This is a genomic window from Kitasatospora sp. NPDC015120, assembly GCF_043080305.1.
GTDB lineage: Bacteria > Actinomycetota > Actinomycetes > Streptomycetales > Streptomycetaceae > Kitasatospora.
The window spans coordinates 46,692-64,176 of the sequence record NZ_JBIBVJ010000013.1 but is presented as its reverse complement, the minus strand read 5'-3'; the positions used below and the strand labels follow the sequence as shown (position 1 = coordinate 64,176).

Annotated in this window: 16 protein-coding genes; 11 read left to right on the top strand and 5 right to left on the bottom strand. The window is 73.7% G+C overall.

Going from position 1 to position 17,485, the window contains the following annotated elements; all coding sequences use genetic code 11:
- Window positions 1-319: 319 nt before the first annotated feature.
- The 6 genes from ACF1AK_RS25850 to ACF1AK_RS25825 all read left to right on the top strand — a co-directional run bounded on the left by ACF1AK_RS25850 (window position 320) and on the right by ACF1AK_RS25825 (window position 5,514).
- Complete coding sequence (locus ACF1AK_RS25850; RefSeq protein ID WP_391501206.1) at window positions 320-1,291, top strand: LacI family DNA-binding transcriptional regulator; 972 nt, start codon at window positions 320-322, stop codon at window positions 1,289-1,291.
- A gap of 210 nt (window positions 1,292-1,501) precedes the next feature.
- Window positions 1,502-2,824: a histidinol dehydrogenase gene (gene hisD, locus ACF1AK_RS25845; protein ID WP_391501205.1), complete on the top strand. Its 1,323-nt coding sequence runs from the start codon at window positions 1,502-1,504 to the stop codon at window positions 2,822-2,824.
- A gap of 333 nt (window positions 2,825-3,157) precedes the next feature.
- Window positions 3,158-3,541, top strand: a complete 384-nt coding sequence (locus ACF1AK_RS25840) for a hypothetical protein (protein ID WP_391501204.1) — start codon at window positions 3,158-3,160, stop codon at window positions 3,539-3,541.
- The gene (locus tag ACF1AK_RS25835; protein WP_391501203.1) at window positions 3,538-4,551 is read left to right on the top strand and encodes a hypothetical protein; all 1,014 of its coding nucleotides are present in this window, start codon (window positions 3,538-3,540) and stop codon (window positions 4,549-4,551) included. The genes ACF1AK_RS25840 and ACF1AK_RS25835 overlap by 4 nt, the downstream gene beginning before the upstream one ends.
- 82 nt (window positions 4,552-4,633) lie before the next feature.
- Entirely contained in the window at window positions 4,634-5,026 is a 393-nt protein-coding gene (locus ACF1AK_RS25830; protein WP_391501202.1) for a roadblock/LC7 domain-containing protein, read from the top strand.
- Window positions 5,027-5,139: 113 nt separating this feature from the next.
- Window positions 5,140-5,514 (top strand): hypothetical protein, encoded by a 375-nt coding sequence (locus ACF1AK_RS25825; RefSeq protein WP_391501201.1) that lies wholly within the window; start codon window positions 5,140-5,142, stop codon window positions 5,512-5,514.
- A 503-nt stretch (window positions 5,515-6,017) separates the two neighbouring features.
- Here ACF1AK_RS25825 and ACF1AK_RS25820 read toward each other — a convergent pair.
- Window positions 6,018-7,508 (bottom strand): MFS transporter, encoded by a 1,491-nt coding sequence (locus ACF1AK_RS25820; RefSeq protein ID WP_391501200.1) that lies wholly within the window; start codon window positions 7,506-7,508, stop codon window positions 6,018-6,020.
- An 893-nt stretch (window positions 7,509-8,401) separates the two neighbouring features.
- Here ACF1AK_RS25820 and ACF1AK_RS25815 point away from each other — a divergent pair.
- The 3 genes from ACF1AK_RS25815 to ACF1AK_RS25805 all read left to right on the top strand — a co-directional run bounded on the left by ACF1AK_RS25815 (window position 8,402) and on the right by ACF1AK_RS25805 (window position 10,703).
- Window positions 8,402-9,055: a TetR family transcriptional regulator gene (locus ACF1AK_RS25815; RefSeq protein ID WP_391501199.1), complete on the top strand. Its 654-nt coding sequence runs from the start codon at window positions 8,402-8,404 to the stop codon at window positions 9,053-9,055.
- Window positions 9,056-9,106: 51 nt separating this feature from the next.
- Complete coding sequence (locus tag ACF1AK_RS25810; RefSeq protein ID WP_391501198.1) at window positions 9,107-9,877, top strand: SDR family NAD(P)-dependent oxidoreductase; 771 nt, start codon at window positions 9,107-9,109, stop codon at window positions 9,875-9,877.
- 370 nt (window positions 9,878-10,247) lie between these two features.
- The gene (locus ACF1AK_RS25805) at window positions 10,248-10,703 is read left to right on the top strand and encodes a M20/M25/M40 family metallo-hydrolase (protein WP_391501197.1); all 456 of its coding nucleotides are present in this window, start codon (window positions 10,248-10,250) and stop codon (window positions 10,701-10,703) included.
- A gap of 554 nt (window positions 10,704-11,257) precedes the next feature.
- Here the strand turns inward: ACF1AK_RS25805 and ACF1AK_RS25800 are convergent.
- Complete coding sequence (locus tag ACF1AK_RS25800) at window positions 11,258-13,228, bottom strand: SsgA family sporulation/cell division regulator (RefSeq protein WP_391501196.1); 1,971 nt, start codon at window positions 13,226-13,228, stop codon at window positions 11,258-11,260.
- Between the two features lie 9 nt (window positions 13,229-13,237).
- Window positions 13,238-14,071 carry an RNA polymerase sigma factor gene (locus tag ACF1AK_RS25795; RefSeq protein WP_391501195.1) on the bottom strand — a complete coding sequence of 278 codons (834 nt, stop codon included), beginning with the start codon at window positions 14,069-14,071 and terminating at the stop codon, window positions 13,238-13,240.
- A gap of 213 nt (window positions 14,072-14,284) precedes the next feature.
- On the opposite strand from ACF1AK_RS25795, the gene ACF1AK_RS25790 reads away from it, so the two are divergent.
- Complete coding sequence (locus ACF1AK_RS25790) at window positions 14,285-14,470, top strand: hypothetical protein (protein WP_391501194.1); 186 nt, start codon at window positions 14,285-14,287, stop codon at window positions 14,468-14,470.
- Window positions 14,471-14,564: 94 nt separating this feature from the next.
- On the opposite strand, the gene ACF1AK_RS25785 is transcribed toward ACF1AK_RS25790, so the two are convergent.
- A complete protein-coding gene (locus ACF1AK_RS25785) occupies window positions 14,565-15,821 on the bottom strand; it encodes an NADH:flavin oxidoreductase/NADH oxidase family protein (protein WP_391501193.1) in 1,257 nt (418 codons plus the stop codon).
- A gap of 92 nt (window positions 15,822-15,913) precedes the next feature.
- On the opposite strand from ACF1AK_RS25785, the gene ACF1AK_RS25780 reads away from it, so the two are divergent.
- Window positions 15,914-16,516 carry a TetR/AcrR family transcriptional regulator gene (locus tag ACF1AK_RS25780; RefSeq protein ID WP_391501192.1) on the top strand — a complete coding sequence of 201 codons (603 nt, stop codon included), beginning with the start codon at window positions 15,914-15,916 and terminating at the stop codon, window positions 16,514-16,516.
- A 70-nt stretch (window positions 16,517-16,586) separates the two neighbouring features.
- Here the strand turns inward: ACF1AK_RS25780 and ACF1AK_RS25775 are convergent, their stop codons facing one another.
- Window positions 16,587-17,285, bottom strand: coding sequence for a type 1 glutamine amidotransferase domain-containing protein (locus tag ACF1AK_RS25775; RefSeq protein WP_391501191.1), 699 nt, complete (start codon window positions 17,283-17,285; stop codon window positions 16,587-16,589).
- Window positions 17,286-17,485 lie beyond the last annotated feature (200 nt).

Sequence of the window (17,485 nt, the reverse complement as noted above, 5' to 3'; positions counted from 1 at the left end):
CCTCATTCGGGTACATCGTGGTGAGCGGCTCTTGGCCGGGGGGGAAACGTTTAGCAGGGTTTTCCATCATGCGTCAATGGTTTTCCACGATGCGGAAAGGACGGGGACCGGGCCGGGGCCCGCGCGCGCAGCGCCGGTGGCGGACCTCCCGGATCGTTCTCAACGCACCGCGGGGAAAGGCGGGTTGACGATGGCATCCGCGGCGCGCCCGGGCGCCGCGGGCCCGCCGCGGGAGCGGCCGGCCCGCGGGGATCCCTATGCTTGCCCCCACATGACCCGGAGGTGAGGACCCATGGTGCGCCGGCCCACTGTCACGAGCGTGCAGATCGCACGGGAGGCGGGAGTCGCGCAGTCGACGGTCTCGCGCGTGCTGAACGGCGGGAGCGTCGCGCCGGAGACCCGGCGCCGGGTGCTCGACGTGGTCGCGAAGTACGACTTCCAGCCCAGCCAGGCCGCGCGGAGCCTGGTCGGCGCCCGGTCGGGCCTGATCGGCGTGGTGATCCGCGATCTGACGAACCCGTTCTACCCGGTGATGGTCAAGGCGATGGAGCCCGTGCTGCACCAGCACGGGCTGCGCCTGTCGCTGGTCACCGATGTGATGTCGGACGAGGAGGGGCTGGCGCTGCTGCGCCGCGAAGGCGTCGACGGGGTCGTGTTCACCTCGGCGGTCGAGCACGAGCCGCTCGCACACCGGATGCTGGCGCACGGGATCCCCCTGGTGCTGTGCCACCGCACGCTCAAGGACTTCCCGGCCGACCAGGTCGAGGCCGACAACCCGACCGCCGGCGCACTCGCGGCGGCGCACCTGCTGGATCTGGGACACCGCCGGATCGGCATGGTGCGCGGCCTGGCCGGGGCGAGCACCGCCCAGCAGCGCGCCCTCGCCTTCCGCCGGAAGGTGGCGGCCACACAGGGCGCCACCCTCACCGAGACCGACGGAGCCTACGACTACGCCACCGCGTACGAGGCGGTGCGCGCCCTGCTCGCGAGCGCCGAACCGCCGACGGCGCTGTTCTGCCACAACGACGTGATGGCGTACGCCGCGCTGAACGCTGCCGCGGCGGCCGGCGTCGCGGTGCCGGCCGAGCTCAGCGTCGTGGGCTGCGACGACGTGCCGCTGTCCGCGTGGGAGCGCATCGACCTGACGACGGTGCGTCAGCCGCTGGAGCGGATCGCCCGGGTCGGCGTGGAACTGCTCCTGGACCGGCTGGAGTCCCCGGACCTGCCGCACCGGCACGAGGTCCTTCCGGTGGAGCTCGTGCTGCGCTCCACCACGGCTCCCCCCGCCTGATCCCGCCGTTCGCGCCACTGGGGCCCGTCGCGCCGTTCCCGTCGGCCCCGCTGTTCCCGTCGGCCCCGCCGTTCGCGCCGTTCGCGCCGTTCGCGCGTGAACGGATTCCGAAATCGCCATGAACCACCCCTTGACCGCCGGGTCCTCGCCTTCCATGCTGTGGATACGTATCCAATGGATACGTATCCATTCACGATTGAGGAGCCCGGCGTGTCCCGTACCATCAAGGCCGCTGCCACCCGGTCCACCGCCCCCTCGGGCAACGACGCCGTCGCGAGGACCGTCCGCGAACTGATCGCCGATGTCCGCGAGCGCGGCGACGAGGCGGTCCGCGAGCTCTCGGCGCGCTTCGACCACTGGGAGCCGGAGTCCTTCCGGCTGGACGAGGACCAGCTCGCCGGCCTCATGAACAGCCTCGATCCGCAGGTCATCGAGGACATCAGGACCGTCCAGGCCAACGTCCGCCGGTTCGCCGAGGCCCAGCTCGCCTCGATGTCCGAGATCGAGATCGAGTCCGAGCCCGGCGTCCTTCTCGGCCACCGCCACGTCCCGATCCGGTCGGTCGGCGCGTACGTCCCCGGCGGCCGCTACCCGCTGACCGCCTCCGCGCACATGACCGTGGTGACCGCCAAGGCCGCCGGCGTGCCGCGCGTGGTCGCCTGCACCCCGCCGATCCGCGGCGAGATCCCCGCCGCCACCGTCGCGGCGATGCACCTCGCCGGCGCGGACGAGATCCACGTCCTCGGCGGCGTCCAGGCCATCGCCGCGATGAGCGTCGGCACCGCGAGCATGGCGCCCGTGGACATGCTGGCCGGCCCCGGCAACGCCTACGTGGCCGAGGCCAAGCGCCAGCTGTTCGGCGAGGTCGGCATCGACCTGTTCGCCGGTCCGACCGAGATCCTCGTCATCGCCGACGACACCGCCGACCCGTTCATCGCCGCGGTCGACCTGCTCTCGCAGGCGGAGCACGGCCCGGACTCACCCGCCGTCCTGATCACCACCAGCGAACGGGTCGCCACCGCGGTGCAGCGGCACATCGAGGAGATCCTGCCCGGACTGCCGACCGGCGACATCGCGGGCCCCGCCTGGCGCGACCACGGCCGGATCATCCTGGCCGACGACCTCGACGAGGCCTACCGCATCGCCGATTCCCTCGCCTTCGAGCACGTCCAGGTCCTCACCGAGAACCCCCGCGAGGCCCTGGACAGGATGCACGCCTACGGCGCCCTCTTCCTCGGCGAGGGCACCTGCGTGTCCTACGGGGACAAGGTCATCGGCACCAACCACGTCCTGCCGACCCGCGGCGCGGCCCGCTACACCGGCGGCCTGTGGGTGGGGATGTACCTGCGCACCGTCACGTACCAGGAGGTCCGCGACCCGAAGTCCTCCGCGGCACTCGGGGAGCTGTGCGGCCGGGCCGCCCGGGTCGAGCTGTTCGAGGGTCACGCCCGCTCCGGTGACGTCCGTACCGCCAAGTACGCGGGCACCCCGCTGCCGTGGACCGACCACTACGCGGGTGCGGACCGCTCCTGACCGTCCTCCCCCGTCATGCCCGCCGGCCGGCCGAACACGCCGATCGCACACGCACGGCACCGCCGGCCACGGCCCTCTCCCGGCGCCGGGAGAGGGCCTCGCCACCCATGTCGCCGGCCGCCTCCCGCCCTTCGGACCCGCGGGCGGCGCCGAGGAGCAGGGCAGAGAGTGGCCGAAAGTGTGTCCTTATGGTGTGAATATGCCCCTGGCACGTTCATCACGGCGAATCCGCCACTACCCTTCCGTGTCGGACATGCCCGAGTCGCGGCATTCCCACCGGCATGCGGTACCCCGCCGCGCCGTTTCCTTCCCGAACCCTCCGGAGGAGCCCGAGTGCCGGGTATCGACGAGTGCCTGAACCAGGCCATGGCGATCGCCGGGGCCCGCGCGGCGAGCCTGATCGACTGGAGCAGCGGGCTCGCGCTGGGCAGCGCGGGCGTCAGCCCGACCGGCGACCAGGACACCACGGCCGCCGAGGCGACCGACCTGGTGCGGGCGGCCGTCGAGGCCGCGACCTTCACTGCGGCGGAGGACCGGGAGGTACCGCTGCAGGACATCCTCCTGACCACCGACCGCGGCTACCACCTGCTCTGCTTCATCGACACCGTCTTCGACAGCCGGCTCGTCCTGCACCTGTGGCTCGACCGCGCGGAGGGCAATCTCGCCGCCGCCCGCTTCCGCCTCCAGGCGCTCACCGAGGAACTGGTGCTCGGATGACGCACACCCTCACGGACGCCCCACCGGCCGGTGCGGGCGCGGCCGTCGGCGCGGGCGCGGCCGTCGAACGGCTCGCCGGCGAGCACGCCACCGGTGCGCTGCGCGGCCCGGGCGGCGCCCTCTACCTCGTCGACGGTCTGGTCGCCCACGCCGAGTCCGACCGGGCGCCCGACCTCGCCACCCTGCTCACCGCCTGCGGCCGGCTCAGCCAGGAGACCTGGCAGGACGCCGTCCACCGGTTCGGCCCCCGGGCGCGGGTCGGCGAGGGCCTGGTCGGCCAGGGCCGGCTGACGCAGGGCGAGCTGGAACTCTGCCACCTCGGCGCGCTCTACGACGCCGCCTGCTTCCTGCTCGACGCCCCCGCCAACTCCGCTGCGGCCCCGGCCTCGTGGACCTTCACCCCGGGCGTGCGGCACTGGCTCGGCCCGGTGGCCGCGGTCGGCGCCCACCGCCTGCGCCGGGAGGCCGAACGACGGCGGCGCCTGCTGGACCGGATCCTTCCCTCGGCGCAGTTCGACACCGCGCCGCTGTGCCGCACCGCCGCAGCAGCCCCGCCGACCGCCGCCACCCCCGCACGCCACGCCCGCCGGCTCCGCCCGCCGACCCGTCGCCAGTGCGAGCTGCTCGACCACGCGGACGGCCGGAGAACCCCGGCGGAGCTGGCCAGGCTGCTCGGCCGCTCCGCGTTCGCCCTCACCGCGGACGTCCGCCGGCTCGCCGCCGCCGGCCTGCTGACCGGGACCGGTCCGGCCACCGGGTCCGCAGACGCACCCGGCTCCGCGTCGGCGGCCGGTGCGGAGCCCGCGGGCGGACCGCCGGACGGCGCGGCCGAGCGGGTGCCGGAACCGCGACCCCCCGGCGCCCTGGACAGCCGCGTACCGGGTGCGGCACTCGCCGCCCTCACCGGCGACGCGGCCGAACCGGCCCCGGTGCCGCCCCCCTCCCCCATCGCCGTCCCGGACATCGCCCTGCTGATCCGGGTCAGAACCCTTCTGGAGGCCCGACTTTGAACCACGCTCCGCCCGCGACCCCGCCCTCACGGTCATGAGGCGGGCACTCAGGCAGCGTGTCGAAAGGAGACAACTGATCGCCTTGGAGACCGAGCTGCTGGCCGAACTCCGCGCCCTCCGGCAGCGGGTGCCGCACCTCACCGGCGGCCTGGTGGCCAGTGTGGACGGACTGCCCATCGCCCACGACACCCACGGGACCGAGCCCACGGGCCTGGCGGCGATGAGCGCCGCCTCGCTCGGCCTGGCCCACCGGCTGGCCGACACCACCGGCCAGGGCGAGTTCCGGGAGTCGCTGGTGCGCGGCGAGCACGGCTACGTCGCCATCTACACGGCCGGCGGCAGCTGCGTGCTCACCGCCCTCGCCCACCCGGACACCAACATCGGCCGCCTCCACCTGGAGGCCCGCCGCTCCGCCCGGCGCATCGCCGCGCTCCTGAACGAGACGGCCCCGCCCAAGGAGGCCCGGGAGTTCTGACCGCTCCCGGCCGCACCACCCCTCGTCCTTCCCCTCCCCTTCCGTCCCCCTCTCCTTCCTTCCCCCTCCCCTTCCGCCCCTTCCCCTTCCATCCACGAACCGGAGACACCGACATGACCGACGCCGCAGGCGCGCTGAAGCAGGCCATGACCACCATCGAGGGCGCCATCGGCGCGGCCCTGGTCGACTACAACAGCGGCATGGCGCTGGCGACCCTCGACGGCCCCGGCGGCCTGGACCTCAATGTGGCCGCCGCCGGGAACACCGACGTGGTCCGCGCGAAGATGCGCACCATGGACATGCTGGGCCTCACCGACGGGATCGAGGACATCCTCATCACCCTCAGCAGCCAGTACCACCTGATCCGCCCGCTCGCCAACCAGAGCGGCAAGGGCCTGTTCCTCTACCTCGCGCTGGACAAGAGCCGGGCCAACCTGGCGATGGCCCGCCACCAGCTCACCAGGATCGAGGCCGACCTGGAGGTCTGACCGCCATCCGGCCCCGGGCCCGCACCGCGCCCCCGGGCAGCCACCCCGCTGCCCGGGGGCGTTGTGGTCTCCGCCCGTCGCCGCGCTCTTATGACAACAGCATTGACGTGTTTCGGCCTGCCCGGTTTCATGGCGCGCGCCTTCCCCCCTCCCCCGCGGCGCCGGCGGCCGGAGCTCCCCGCCGGCCGGGGCCCGCTCACCGCCCCCACCTCCGGCGGACGCACCCCCTGGTCCCCCACCTACGACGCGTCCGGCGCCCTCCTGTCCGCCTCGACCGCCGGCCCCGACGACCAGGCCCTCGTCCACCCGGAGGTCCCCGGATTCCGCCATGCCCTCAAGGGCCTTGGCCGGCCAGCCGGAGGGGGTTCGGCCGGCCCCCCTTCCGGTGGCCGCACGGCAAGTCCGGCTCCGGGAAGGGCCGGTGGGTGTCCGGAGCCTGCCGCGTCGGATGCGGATCGGTGTGGTGCGGTGCGCTGCCCCGTCCCGCACATTGACGGCCGGGGTCAGCCGGTGGCGGTCGCGAGGCGGGTGCGGCGGGAGCGTGCCGACAGACCGATCGCCACCGCCGCGCCGAGGAGCAGGACCGCCACCGCGACCCAGGTGGCGTGGCCCACCGCGTCGGTGAAGGCGGCGCGCGGGTCGTGGACGCGGACGAGGCGCTCCACGAAGCCCGAGGTGATCAGCGTGCCGAGGATGCTGGTGCCGAGCACGGCGCCGATCTGGCGGGCGGCGTTGACCGTGCCGCCCGCCTCGCCCTCGCGGCCGCGCGGGACGTGGCTGACGGCGAGCGCGGTGGACGGGGCGTTGGCGAGGCCGCAGCCGAGGCCGAACAGGACGAAGGCGGCGGCGTATCCGGTGAACGCGGTGTCCGGTTCGATCCGGGCGAACAGTGCGGCCCCGACTGCGGCCAGCAGGAGGCCCGCCGTGATCAGGGCGCGCGGGCCCAGCCGGCGCACGAAGATCCCGGCCAGGACCGAGGCCGCGATGAACGCCCCGAATTCCGCGAGGAGTTGGACGCCCACCTGGAGGGCGGTCAGCCCCCGCACCCGCTCCAGCCACATCACCTGGAGGAGGGAGAGGCCGACGAAGCCGAACAGGACGGACCCGGCCAGCAGGAGGGAGGCGCTGTAGGAGGGGTCGCGCATCAGCCGGAGGTCGACCATGGGGGCGCGGTGGCGCAGTTCGACGGCGATGAAGGCAGCCAGCAGCAGGACCGCCGCCGCGGCGGCGGCCACGGCCCGCGCGGAGCCGTAGCCGTGGTGGCCGCCGTCGATCAGCCAGAAGACCAGCAGCGCGAGTCCGGCGGCGGCGGTGCACTGCCCCGCCCAGTCCACGCGCCGGGCGGCCGGGTTGCGGGACTCGGAGACCCGGACCAGCGCGACCGCCGCGGCGAGGGCGGCCATGACGATGTTGAGCCAGAACGCCGTGTGCCAGGTCCACCAGCGCAGCGCGAGGCCCGCGACGAGGGGGCCGAGGGCCAGGCCCAGCCCGGAGGCGGCCGCCCACGCGGAGATCGCCCCGGCGCGGCGGCGCGGATCGCGGACGGCGTGGGTGATCAGCGCGAGCGAGCTGGGGGTGATCAGGGCGCCGCCCAGGCCGGCGACCGCCTGGCCGACGAGAACGGTGGTCAGGTCGCCGGCGAGCGTGAGGACCAGGGCGCCCGCGGCCATCGCCGCGGTCCCGGCGAGGAAGACGCGCCGGCGTCCCCACCGGTCGGCCAGCGCTCCCCCGCCCAGGACGCAGGAGGCCACCACCAGGGTGTACATGCTCGGCACCCACACCATGTCGGCGGGCTCGACGCGCAGGCCGGCCTGGACGGCGCCGAGCGTGCCGATGGTCTCCGTGGTCTGGAGGAACACCGTGAACAGCCCCAGGCAGGCGGCGACGAGGACCGGCCCGGGGCCGCTGCCGCGGGCCTCCCCACGCTCCCCCGGCACCGCCCCGTCGGACGCCTCGTCGGTGGCACCCGTGGCGACGGATGGTGAAGCCCTCATGCGGTCTCCTCGTTCGATCGGCCCCGCGGAGCACCCGGGCCGGAGAGTTGGAAAACAGGACTGACTCACTATAGATGTGTGAGTTTGAAAAACAAACCTTCTTTCCCGTCCTCCATGCCTCCCGGACACCGCTCGTCCGGCGGGCCACGCGGTGGCGGGCCGCCGGGCGGGAGTCCGGCCGCAGCGCCCGTTGCGTGCCGCGCCCTCCGCCGCCACCCTGAGCGCGGAATCGGCCTTCGGGGGAAGGACGCTCGATGCGGAAACAGCATGGAGACGGCCGGCTTCGGCCGCGCTGCCCGTTCCAGGCGGTTCGAAGTGCCGCACCGGCGCGGTCGCCAAGCTGGACACGGTCGGCTGCAGCGGCGTCCGCCCGGGGCGGGCGACCGGCCTGACGATCCGGCGGACGCAGCGGCTGGCGCGGGAGGACACCGAGCCGGAGGTCTTCCTGGGCCTCCAGGTGACGGGGACCAGCGTGGTGGCGCAGAACGACCGTCAAGCCGTGCTGGGGCCCGGGGAGTTCGCCCTCTACGACACGTCCGTGCCGCACACTCTCGGCTTCGACGGCGGTGTCGACCATCACTTCCTGCGCTTCCCGCGCTCCGCCCTCGCGGACTTCCACCGATTGGACCGGGCTTCGCCGTGCCATGACTCCAGGCCTCCCGAGCCGCCCCGGCTGTGCTGTCCTCGCAGAGAAATCGGCCAGGCGTGCACGGCTGCTCCGGGCCGGTCCGCGAGCGCACCGCTCGGCACCCGCCACCGGTCGCGGTTCCCGGCGGATCCGTGGCAGGTCCGCGGCGGGCTGCGCCGCGTGGCCGCCCGGCCGGGAACGGCACGGAAATGTCCCGGCGGGACTCATGTCCCATTGGGACATTTCCGGGTGTACGGTGGGGCCCGTGAGCATCGAGAAGGACGAGGCGGCCACCGACGGGCGGCGCGGGCGCAAGGCGCGGCGCACCCGGGAGGCGCTGGCCGGCGCCGCGCTGCGGCTGGTACTCGACCGGGGCCTGGCCGCGGTCGCGGTGGAGGACGTCACCGAGCTGGCCGACGTCTCCCGGCGCACGTTCAGCCGCTACTTCCCCTCCCGGGAGGACGCCGTGCTGGACTGCCTGCGGGCGGATTTCGACCGGATCAACGCGGCCCTGGCCTCCCGCCCCGCCGACGAGGCCCCGCTGACCGCCTACCGGGCGGCCCTGCGCCACTGGCTGCGGGACGAGGCCGAACCGGCCTGGCACCGCCGCCCGGACATGCCCGAGCTGTTCGCCCTGATCGCCCGCGAGCCCTCGCTGACCGCCGTCTACCGCCGGATCTGCGTGGACGCCGAGGAGGCATCCATCCGGATCGCCGCCGCGCGGCTGGGCCTGGACGCCGAGCGCGACCTGCGCCCGGCCGTGGCGATCGGGCTCGGGGTCGCGGCCCTGCTGGCCGCCACCCGCGCCTGGGTCCGCCGTCCGGCGCAGGACGACGGGGCGGGCGGGCTGCCCGAGCTGCTGGAACAGGCCTTCACGACGCTCGCCGCCGAGCCGCCCCCGGACCACCCGAGGGCCTGAGCACCACCTGCACCACCTGCACCACCCTCACAGCACCGAAGGAGCACCACCATGACCGCCACCACCGCCCAGCCGCAGGAGTTCACCGGACGCGTCGCGCTGGTGACCGGCGGCGCCTCCGGCATCGGTCTCGCCGTGGCGCGCCGGCTGGCCGCCGGTGGCGCCGCCGTCGCCGTCGCGGACCACGACGCCGAGGGCGCCCGCACGGCCGCCGCCGCCCTGGAGGCCGCGGGGGCGCGGGCGCTGGCCGTCGAGGTCGACGTGACCGACCCCGAGTCGGTGCGCGCCGCCGTCGAGGCCACCGTGACCGGCCTCGGCGCCCTGCACCTGGCCGTCAACAACGCCGGGATCGCGGGCGTGACCGCGCCGACCGGCGAGTACGACCCGCAGGACTGGCGCCGGGTGCTGGCCACCAACCTGGACGGCGTCTTCCACTCCCTGCGCTACGAGATCCCGGCCATCCTCGCCGCCGGCGGCGGGGCGGTGGTCAACATGGCCTCCATCCTGGGCACCAACGGCTTCGCCGGCTCCCCCGCGTACGCCGCCGCCAAGCACGGCGTCGTCGGCCTGACCAAGACCGCCGCGCTGGAGTACGCCGCGCACGGCGTGCGGATCAACGCGGTCGGCCCGGGCTTCATCGACACCCCGCTGCTGAGCCACGCCGACGAGGCCACCCGTGCCGCCCTGGTCGCCCTGCACCCGGCCGGCCGCCTCGGCACCGCCGAGGAGGTCGCCGAGCTGACCGCCTTCCTGCTGTCCGACCGCGCCTCCTTCATCCACGGCAGCTACCACCTGGTCGACGGCGCCTACGCGGCCCGCTGACCCCGGCGCCCGGCGGAGGACAGGATGCCGCCCCGGCCCGGCCGCCGCTCGGACTCCCCTGCCGGAAAGCCGAGTTGATCCCCCTTCCGGCCGGCACGCCCAGCGCGCCGGCCGGTCGGTGTCCGCCGCGGGCAGGCGGGTGCCGGGCGCTCGGCCCGGTCCACGACCGGGCAGGAGCCGAGCCGGTCCTCACCGGGATCCGGGTACTGCCCCGCAGGCGGGTGGCCGAGCGGAACCGACGGCCCCCGGCTCGCCGGCGAGGAGATCGAACCGCGCGGCCCCGTCGAGCCCGAAGCAGACCCCGGAAGCAGACCAGGGAGCTCCTCCTCGGCCCGGCCGATCGGAGGAGCCGACCGGGGACGTCAGGCCCGTGGCAGGGCGAGGGGAACGCGCCCGGTCGCACGGCCGGCGTCGTCGAGCAGCCAGCCCATGCGCTTGGGCGAGCGGAGGACGACCGTGCGGTCCCCGACCTCAAGGAGCGGGAGGCGTTCCGCGAGAGCCGGAGATCACCCGGATCAACTCCTTCCCGCTCACCGTCAACGAGCCCGGAGCCACCGGAGTCGTCCAGGCCTCGCTCACCACCGCGTTCGGCGACGGCCGCGTCTTCACCCTGCCCCAACCGCTCACCGGCAGCGAGGACTTCGGCATCTTCGGCGCGGCCCTCGGCGTCCCCTCGGTCTTCTGGCACTTCGGTGGCGCCGATCCCGCCCTCTACCGGGACGTCGATCCCGCCTCCCTGCTGGAGGACGGCCTGCCCGACACCGTCCCCTCCAACCACTCCCCGCACTTCGCCCCCGTCCCCGAACCCACCATCGAGATCGGCTGACGGCCCTGCTCACCGCCGCCCCCTGGCTCTGCGAAGCGTCCGGCCGTGCGTGACACCGCCCCCGGCCCCATCCTCACCGGCGGCCCGGCCCCCACCACGGCCCCCGCACCCCTCCGCGCCGCCGACGCCCTCCGCGCCGCCGGAGTCAGGGCACTCGGCTTCCCAAATACCGTCTTCTGCCACCGAGCTCACTGTCGGAACGACAGGATGTGAACCTCCGCCCCCCCTTGACTCCCAGCCATAGTCACCGCCCCTTTCCCGTCCGACGAGAGGGTAGGCCCGGACCGGCCGTGGACCGGCCCACGGCGCGAACGCGCCGCTCGCGCCCCCCGGGTACGCTGCCGTTCTTCGCCGGCTGCGTCGACTACGCCACCGCGCCGCCGCAGCCGGGCGTTCGTCCAGCTGACAGCCGGTCCGCACGGTCCCTGCCGCTCCGCTCGCCATGGAGGCCACGGAGCCCGAGCGGGCGTGCGCAGCGCTGCTCGTCCTCGGCGCTCTGCCGACAGCCAGGTACGCCGTTGCCAGTCGAGAGCGGCCGGCAACGGCGCTCGTGTCTATGGACGGATGGCAGGGCGCGTCACCGGTGTCGTCGTACTGCGGTGAATGGATTCGGTGAAGTCCTCCAGTGCGGCGGCGACGTGGGTGTGTTCCCTGCCCGGTGCCACGATCCTGCGGGTGGCGGTGACGAACTCCTCAAGGTCGCTCCACGGCATCGTGAGATGGGCCTGGCCCTGGGGTGGTTCCAGGCTCAGGTGAACCCTGCGGTCACTGTCCGGGGCGAACGCGCCGGCCGGGTCGCTCCAGATCCGCGCGTCGCCGGTTCCCGCCGGTCCTGTGAGTCCGTCGGTGACGAGGTCACGGGCAAGGGCCCAGTGCACCGATGGTGTTCCGGCCACGGTGAAGGCCAGCTCCACGGCATACGGGTCGCGGGAGCGGTAGACGAGTTCGGTGGGTACCTCGATGTGCTGTTCGCCTGGCGTGAGCAGATGCATGCGCACCCGCATGCGAAGCGCAGTGCCGGCATCGGAGACCTCGGTGGTCAGGCGCGAGCACTGATCGCCCGCTGATGGGCCTCGGCGGGTGCCCGCTGCCGGGTTGGGCTTGCGTGCGTCGGCATGACGACGTCCCGCCCGTGGCGTCCTGGCAGGCAGGAACAGGAGGCCGGGCGGCTGTGAGCGTCTGCCCGGGCGGACCAGGTAGACGGATCCCGGATCGTCGTCCAGCGAGCGGCGCAATGCGTCCAGCCGAAGGGCCAGATTCGTCGAGGCGGCCGGATCGCCCGGGCCGGCTAGTTCATGGGTGAACGGCGCCGCGGCCCTGCCCGGGCTACTGTCAACGAGAGTTGGAGGCTGGAAGCTGCCGTACGCTCCGGACGGAAGCGGGCCGAACAACCGCACTTCCTCGCCCGCACGACGGGTTCGCGACGCCCTGTCCACGGCCGGCAGGGGTGCGTGCTGTTGGTCCCCGATCCCGTAGTAGTGGTACAGCCGCCGGCATGGCCCGTCGTCCAGGACTGTCGTCGTACGGCAGTCGCCGTCGTCGGCGAACGCCGAACCGGCGAACAAGTCCAGGGTGTCGAGGACATGGGCGCCGAGTCGGCGGTACGGCCGAGGCCTGCCGTCGGCCCTTTCCACAGGTGCTTGCCGCGGCAGCGCGCATGTCTCCTCGTAGCCGCCGGCGCCCGCCGACATGGAGGCCCAGGCCGGCAGGGGAGGCAGCGACATGACGGTGTGCATGGACTCGGACCAGCTGCCATGCACGGCCGGGGAGGCAGCACACAGTTCGAGGGCCTCCCGGAAGGCAGTGCGGTACAGCTCCTCGGACACGGCGCCAGCAGGCCGACCATGGCGTCGAAGGCTGTCGAACAGCTCCCACAGGGCAGCGCCCGTCCTGCCGCTGCCGGTGTATCCGGCGGCCGTCGTTGGGCGTGGTTGCCCTACGCACGCCCTCTTCTTGCGGTCTCCCCACCGCGCAAGGGCCTCCTCAAGGTACAGGTGGCACGGCGCCAGGTCCGGCCCCAGGTCCGCACCGATGAGGTCCGCTGCGTCGAAGAGCTCGTGCGCGGACACACCGGCTATGGGCCGTGCACGAACGCGCTCCGCGCCGAGCAGGGCCCACAAGAGGGCGGTGGCCGCGGACTTGCCCGGACCGTTGTGGGCGGAGAGCAGCAGGGTCTGCGGCTTCGGCGGGGCATCGTGGTTCCTGGTCCAGAGCGTCAGCCCGGGGAACCCGCTCGTGGCGGGCCTCCGGTCTCCGTCGTGCGGGCAGCCTTCGGCGGCCCGCTGTGGCGCCGGGCTGGAGTGCGCCCGGCCGCCGTCACCTTCGGCGCTGTCGTCGCAGGTGTCGGCGTCGAGGTGGCGGGTGATGTGTGCGCCGGCCGTCGCCGGCAAAGGCGCCATCATGGCCACCACGTGTGGTGCACCCAGGCTGGAGGCAGCCAGCAGGTCGTCGAACCCGAGGGCCGGGTCGGGGGCAGCCTCATCGGCAGCGAGTACGGCCGGCGTCTGATCGTTCCGGATGGTCATCGTCCCCCCTTACTTGCTGACGGATTCCGACGCACTGCCGCCTCGCAGTCCGGCCCGGGCACGGCCGAGCCGGCTCTCCAGCGCCTTGGTGCTGAGGTCGACGCAGTCGGCGGCCTCGGACTGGCTGAACCCGGCGGCCCGCAGGATGACACCCGCGCGTACCTTGGGATCGGTGATGCGTGAAAGGGCCTCAGCGACCCGGCTGTTCAGGACGACCGCTTCGAGCGGGTCGACGGCTCTCTGGTCCGGCAGCGCGGCCAGCACCTGCGCGGCATCGTCACCGGCCAGATGAAGGTGAAGCGCCTTGTGGTGGCGGAACCAGCGCAGGTACTCGCCCTTGAAGGCCAGAATGCAGGCGCCCACGAAGTAGGTCGTCAAGCTCGCGCCGCCTTCGGGTGTCCAGACGCCGTTGACCAGGGCGTGATTGCGGAACAACCTCTCCCCGGCGATGACCGTCTCGGTCGTGACCTCCTGGCGGTCCTCCTCCTCCCACGTGTGGGTGATCGCGGCCTGGGGCACCGGCCGGCCGAACGCGCGGGCCCGGCTGAATATCTCGCCGCTCTTGCACCAGGGGGCGAGCACGTTCCAGCCGTAGGTCATCACCTGCTCCATGTACCGCTGGTACTGGTCACCGCGGAAGCCGGCCAGGCGCAGGTGGCGCACGACCTGCGCATCGGCGGCGAGCCGAGCCTCCCGGCCGTGGGGACTCCCGCCGCCCGCCCGGACCAGATCGCTCTCGAGGGCAGCCAGTCTCAGGCCGCGGTCCACGGCGTCGCCAGGCTGAGCGCCCGGAACAGCCGAAGCCGGTTGACGGCCTCCACGGTCAGCAACCTCGTCCGCCACACCCGCTCCTCCTGGACACTTCCACGCCGAATCCCGACGGCCCGTCACCTGACTTGTAGGCCCCGGCCAGGAATCACCCCTCGCCCCGACCAGAACTTTCCCGTGTGATCCACGTCATGCGAGGGGTGTGGGTGGCGCGCCGCCTACACCCCTGGTGCACGGGCACCGCGCACCAGCCGCACCGCCCCTCGGACCAGCCCCACGGGAGCCGACATGAACAACAGCCAGGGCCCCCTGCTCGGCCAGCGCGCCGCAGTGGTCTTCCTCCTCGGCGTCATCTGCGCCGCAACCGCCGGAGTCCTCACCTCGCTCTCGGGGGCGGCCCCGGCCACTGGCTTCCTCGCCGCAGGCGGCACCTTCGTCACCGCCGTGGCGTTCTTCCACATGATCATCGAATAGACGCACGCTCGTCCCAAGGGTCACAGGCCCGGCCCGGGGAGCAGCCAAGGCGCCAGCGGACCCGCCGCCCGCCGGAGAGGGGGTTCGCCGGCAGTCACCGGTGCTCTGCGGCGGTCTCCTGCCGGGTGGTCAGCCACCTGCGGTAGCGGCGCAGGGCCTGCCGCTGGCGGCGCTGCTCGGCGAGCAGGGCGATGGCCGGGTGGACGCCGGGCCGCGGGTCGGTGCCGCGGGCGAGGCGGCGCAGTTGGCGGCGGACCTGTGCCATGCTCGCAGCGGAGGCGAGGGGCTTGTCCTTCCAGGTGACGGGGCGCATCCCGCGTCCGGCTTCGTGGCCCTTCGCCCAGCGGTCGGGGAGATCCGGGGTGACGGCGAGGGCGGTGCCCATGCCGACGAGGGAGACGCCGTTGGCGAGGACCTCTTCGGCGGTCCGGCGGCGGGTGATGCCGCCGGTGAGCATCAGGGGGACGGGGCTGCTCGTGACCAGGTCCTTGGCGAGTTCGAGGAAGTAGGCCTCGCGCGCCCGGGTGCGGCTGTCGGCGGCGCGCCCGGTCATGGCCGGGCTCTCGTAGCTGCCGCCGGAGAGTTCGACGAGGTCGACGTCGAGCGCCGAGAGCCACTCGATCACCCGTCGGGCGTCGTCGGCGTCGAATCCGCCGCGCTGGAAGTCCGCAGAATTGATCTTCACCGCCACCGTGAAGGACGCGGAGACGGCGGCGCGCACGGCGCGGACGGTCTCCAGGAGCATCCGGGCGCGGTTCTCCAGGGATCCGCCCCAGATGTCGGTGCGCTTGTTGACGAGGGGCGACAGGAACTGGGAGAGCAGGTAGCCGTGTGCGGCGTGGATCTCCACGCCGTCGAACCCGGCCTGCTCGGCGCGTGACGCGGTCAGGGCGAAGCGCCGCACTGTGGCTGCGATCTGCTCGGGCGACATGGCGGCCGGGCGGCCGAAGCGGCTGCTGCGCCTGCCGAGTTCGACGCCGACGTCGGAGGGGCCCCAGACGACGCCGGGCATGTCGGCGGCGACCTGGCGGCCCGGGTGGTTGATCTGCATCCAGACCGCTCCGCCGCCCGATCTGGCGGCCTGCGCCCACTGGGCGAACGGCTCCAGCGGCGCGGCTTCGTCGAGGACGACGCCGGCGGGGCCGGTCAGGGCCTCGGCGTGGACCATGACGTTGCCGGTGATCAGCAGTCCGGTCCCGCCGGCTGCCCAGCGCCGGTACAGCTCGATCAGTCGCCGGCCGGGGAGCTGGCCGGCGTCGGCCATGTTCTCCTCCATGGCCGCCTTGGCGATCCGGTTGGTCAGCACCGCCCCGGAGCCCAGGCGCAGGGGCGTGAACAGTTGGCTGGCCATCGGCCGGTCCCTCGTTCCTGTCGACTACTATGTGTGCGTTGTTTACATTAAAGGAAAGATGTAAGCGCTGCAAACATTGGAGAGGGTGACCCATGGCACAGGCGAGCGCCTCGTACCACCACGGCGATCTGCGGGCCGCGTGCGTGCGCGCCGCCCGGGAGCTCCTGGAGGAGGACGGCAGCGCAGGCCTGTCCCTCCGGGCCGTGGCGCGCCGGGCCGGCGTGTCCGCGACCGCCCCGTACCGCCACTACGCGGACCGTGACGCGCTCGTCTCCGCGGTCGCGGCCGAGGGCTACGCCGAGCTCGCCGCCCACCTGGCAGCCGCGCACCCCTCGCCGCGCACGCCCGGGGACCTGGCCGACATCGCTGTCGCCTACGTGCGGTTCGCGCTGGACCGGCCCGCGATGTTCCGGGTGATGTTCGCCGAACCCTGCGACCCGACGAACGAGGAGCGCGCGGCGGCGACCGCCGCCATCCGGGCGTACGTCCACGACATCGTCCGCGGCGTCTTCCCGGACTCCGAACCGGAGGCCCTGTCCACCGCGGTGTGGGCGGTCGTCCACGGCCTGGCCTTCCTGCACCTGGACGGGAAGCTGGACGCCTCGGCCCCCGACGTGGTCGCCGGCCAGGTCCGCGCCGCCGTCCGGGCCCTGTTCGGCGCCGCTCCGGCAGGGGCGGCGCCGACCGGTCCCTGACCGCCGCGCGGCCTGCGGCCCGTCCCGCCCGCGGACCGGTGCGGCGGCCCTCGCGCGGATCGACGGACCGTCAGCCCAGGTTCTCCACCAGGCGGTTGGCGAGCTTCTTGGACGAACCGGGATTCTGGCCGGTGTAGAGGGCCCGGTCGACCTCGATGTGGGGCATCAGCGGCAACGCGCCCTTCGTGTAGCGGGCGCCGCTCTCGCGCAGCCTGTCCTCCAGGTACCAGGGCGCCTTGCGGCCGAAACTGTTCAGCTTCTCCTCGACGTTGGACAGCGCGGTGATCCGGTACCCCGCGAACGGCCAGGCCCCGTCGCCGCTCCTCGCCGCGAGCAGGGCGGCGGGTCCGTGGCACAGCAGGGCCAGGGGACGGCGCGAGGCGAGCCTCTTGGCGAGGAGCCGCCCCGAGGCCTCGTCCTGGGACAGGTCCTCCATGGGCCCGTGGCCGCCGGGGTAGAAGACCAGGTCGAAGTCGTCGGGGTCCGTCCCGCCCAGCACCGCCGGGCTGTTCAACGCGCCCTGGATCGTTGCCAGGTGGGCGGCGACCTCGCGGAGAGTGCCCGGCAGGCCTGCCGTGCGGCCCATGCTGATCTTGTCCAGGGTGGGCCGCTTCCCGCCCGGAGTGGCGATCGTGATCTCCCATCCGGCCTCGCCGAAGATCTTGTGCGGAATCGCCAGTTCTTCGCCCCAGAAGCCGGTGGGGTGCTTGGTGCCGTCCTTGAGCGTCCAGGTGTCGGCCGCCGTCACGACGAAGAGGACCCGGGTCATGGTCTCGCCTTTCTCTTCCGTGCGGTGGGGGCGCCCGCCCGCACGACGATGGTGCCGCACGGGAGGCCGGACGGGCCGGTCGGTGACGCTCCGTGTCGCCGTTCCGGCGCCCGGAGCCGTTGCGGGTTGCGCATGACGGACAGGGACCGACGATGGAGAGGAGGCCAAAGGGCCTCGGGGGGAGCGCGGGAACGGGCACA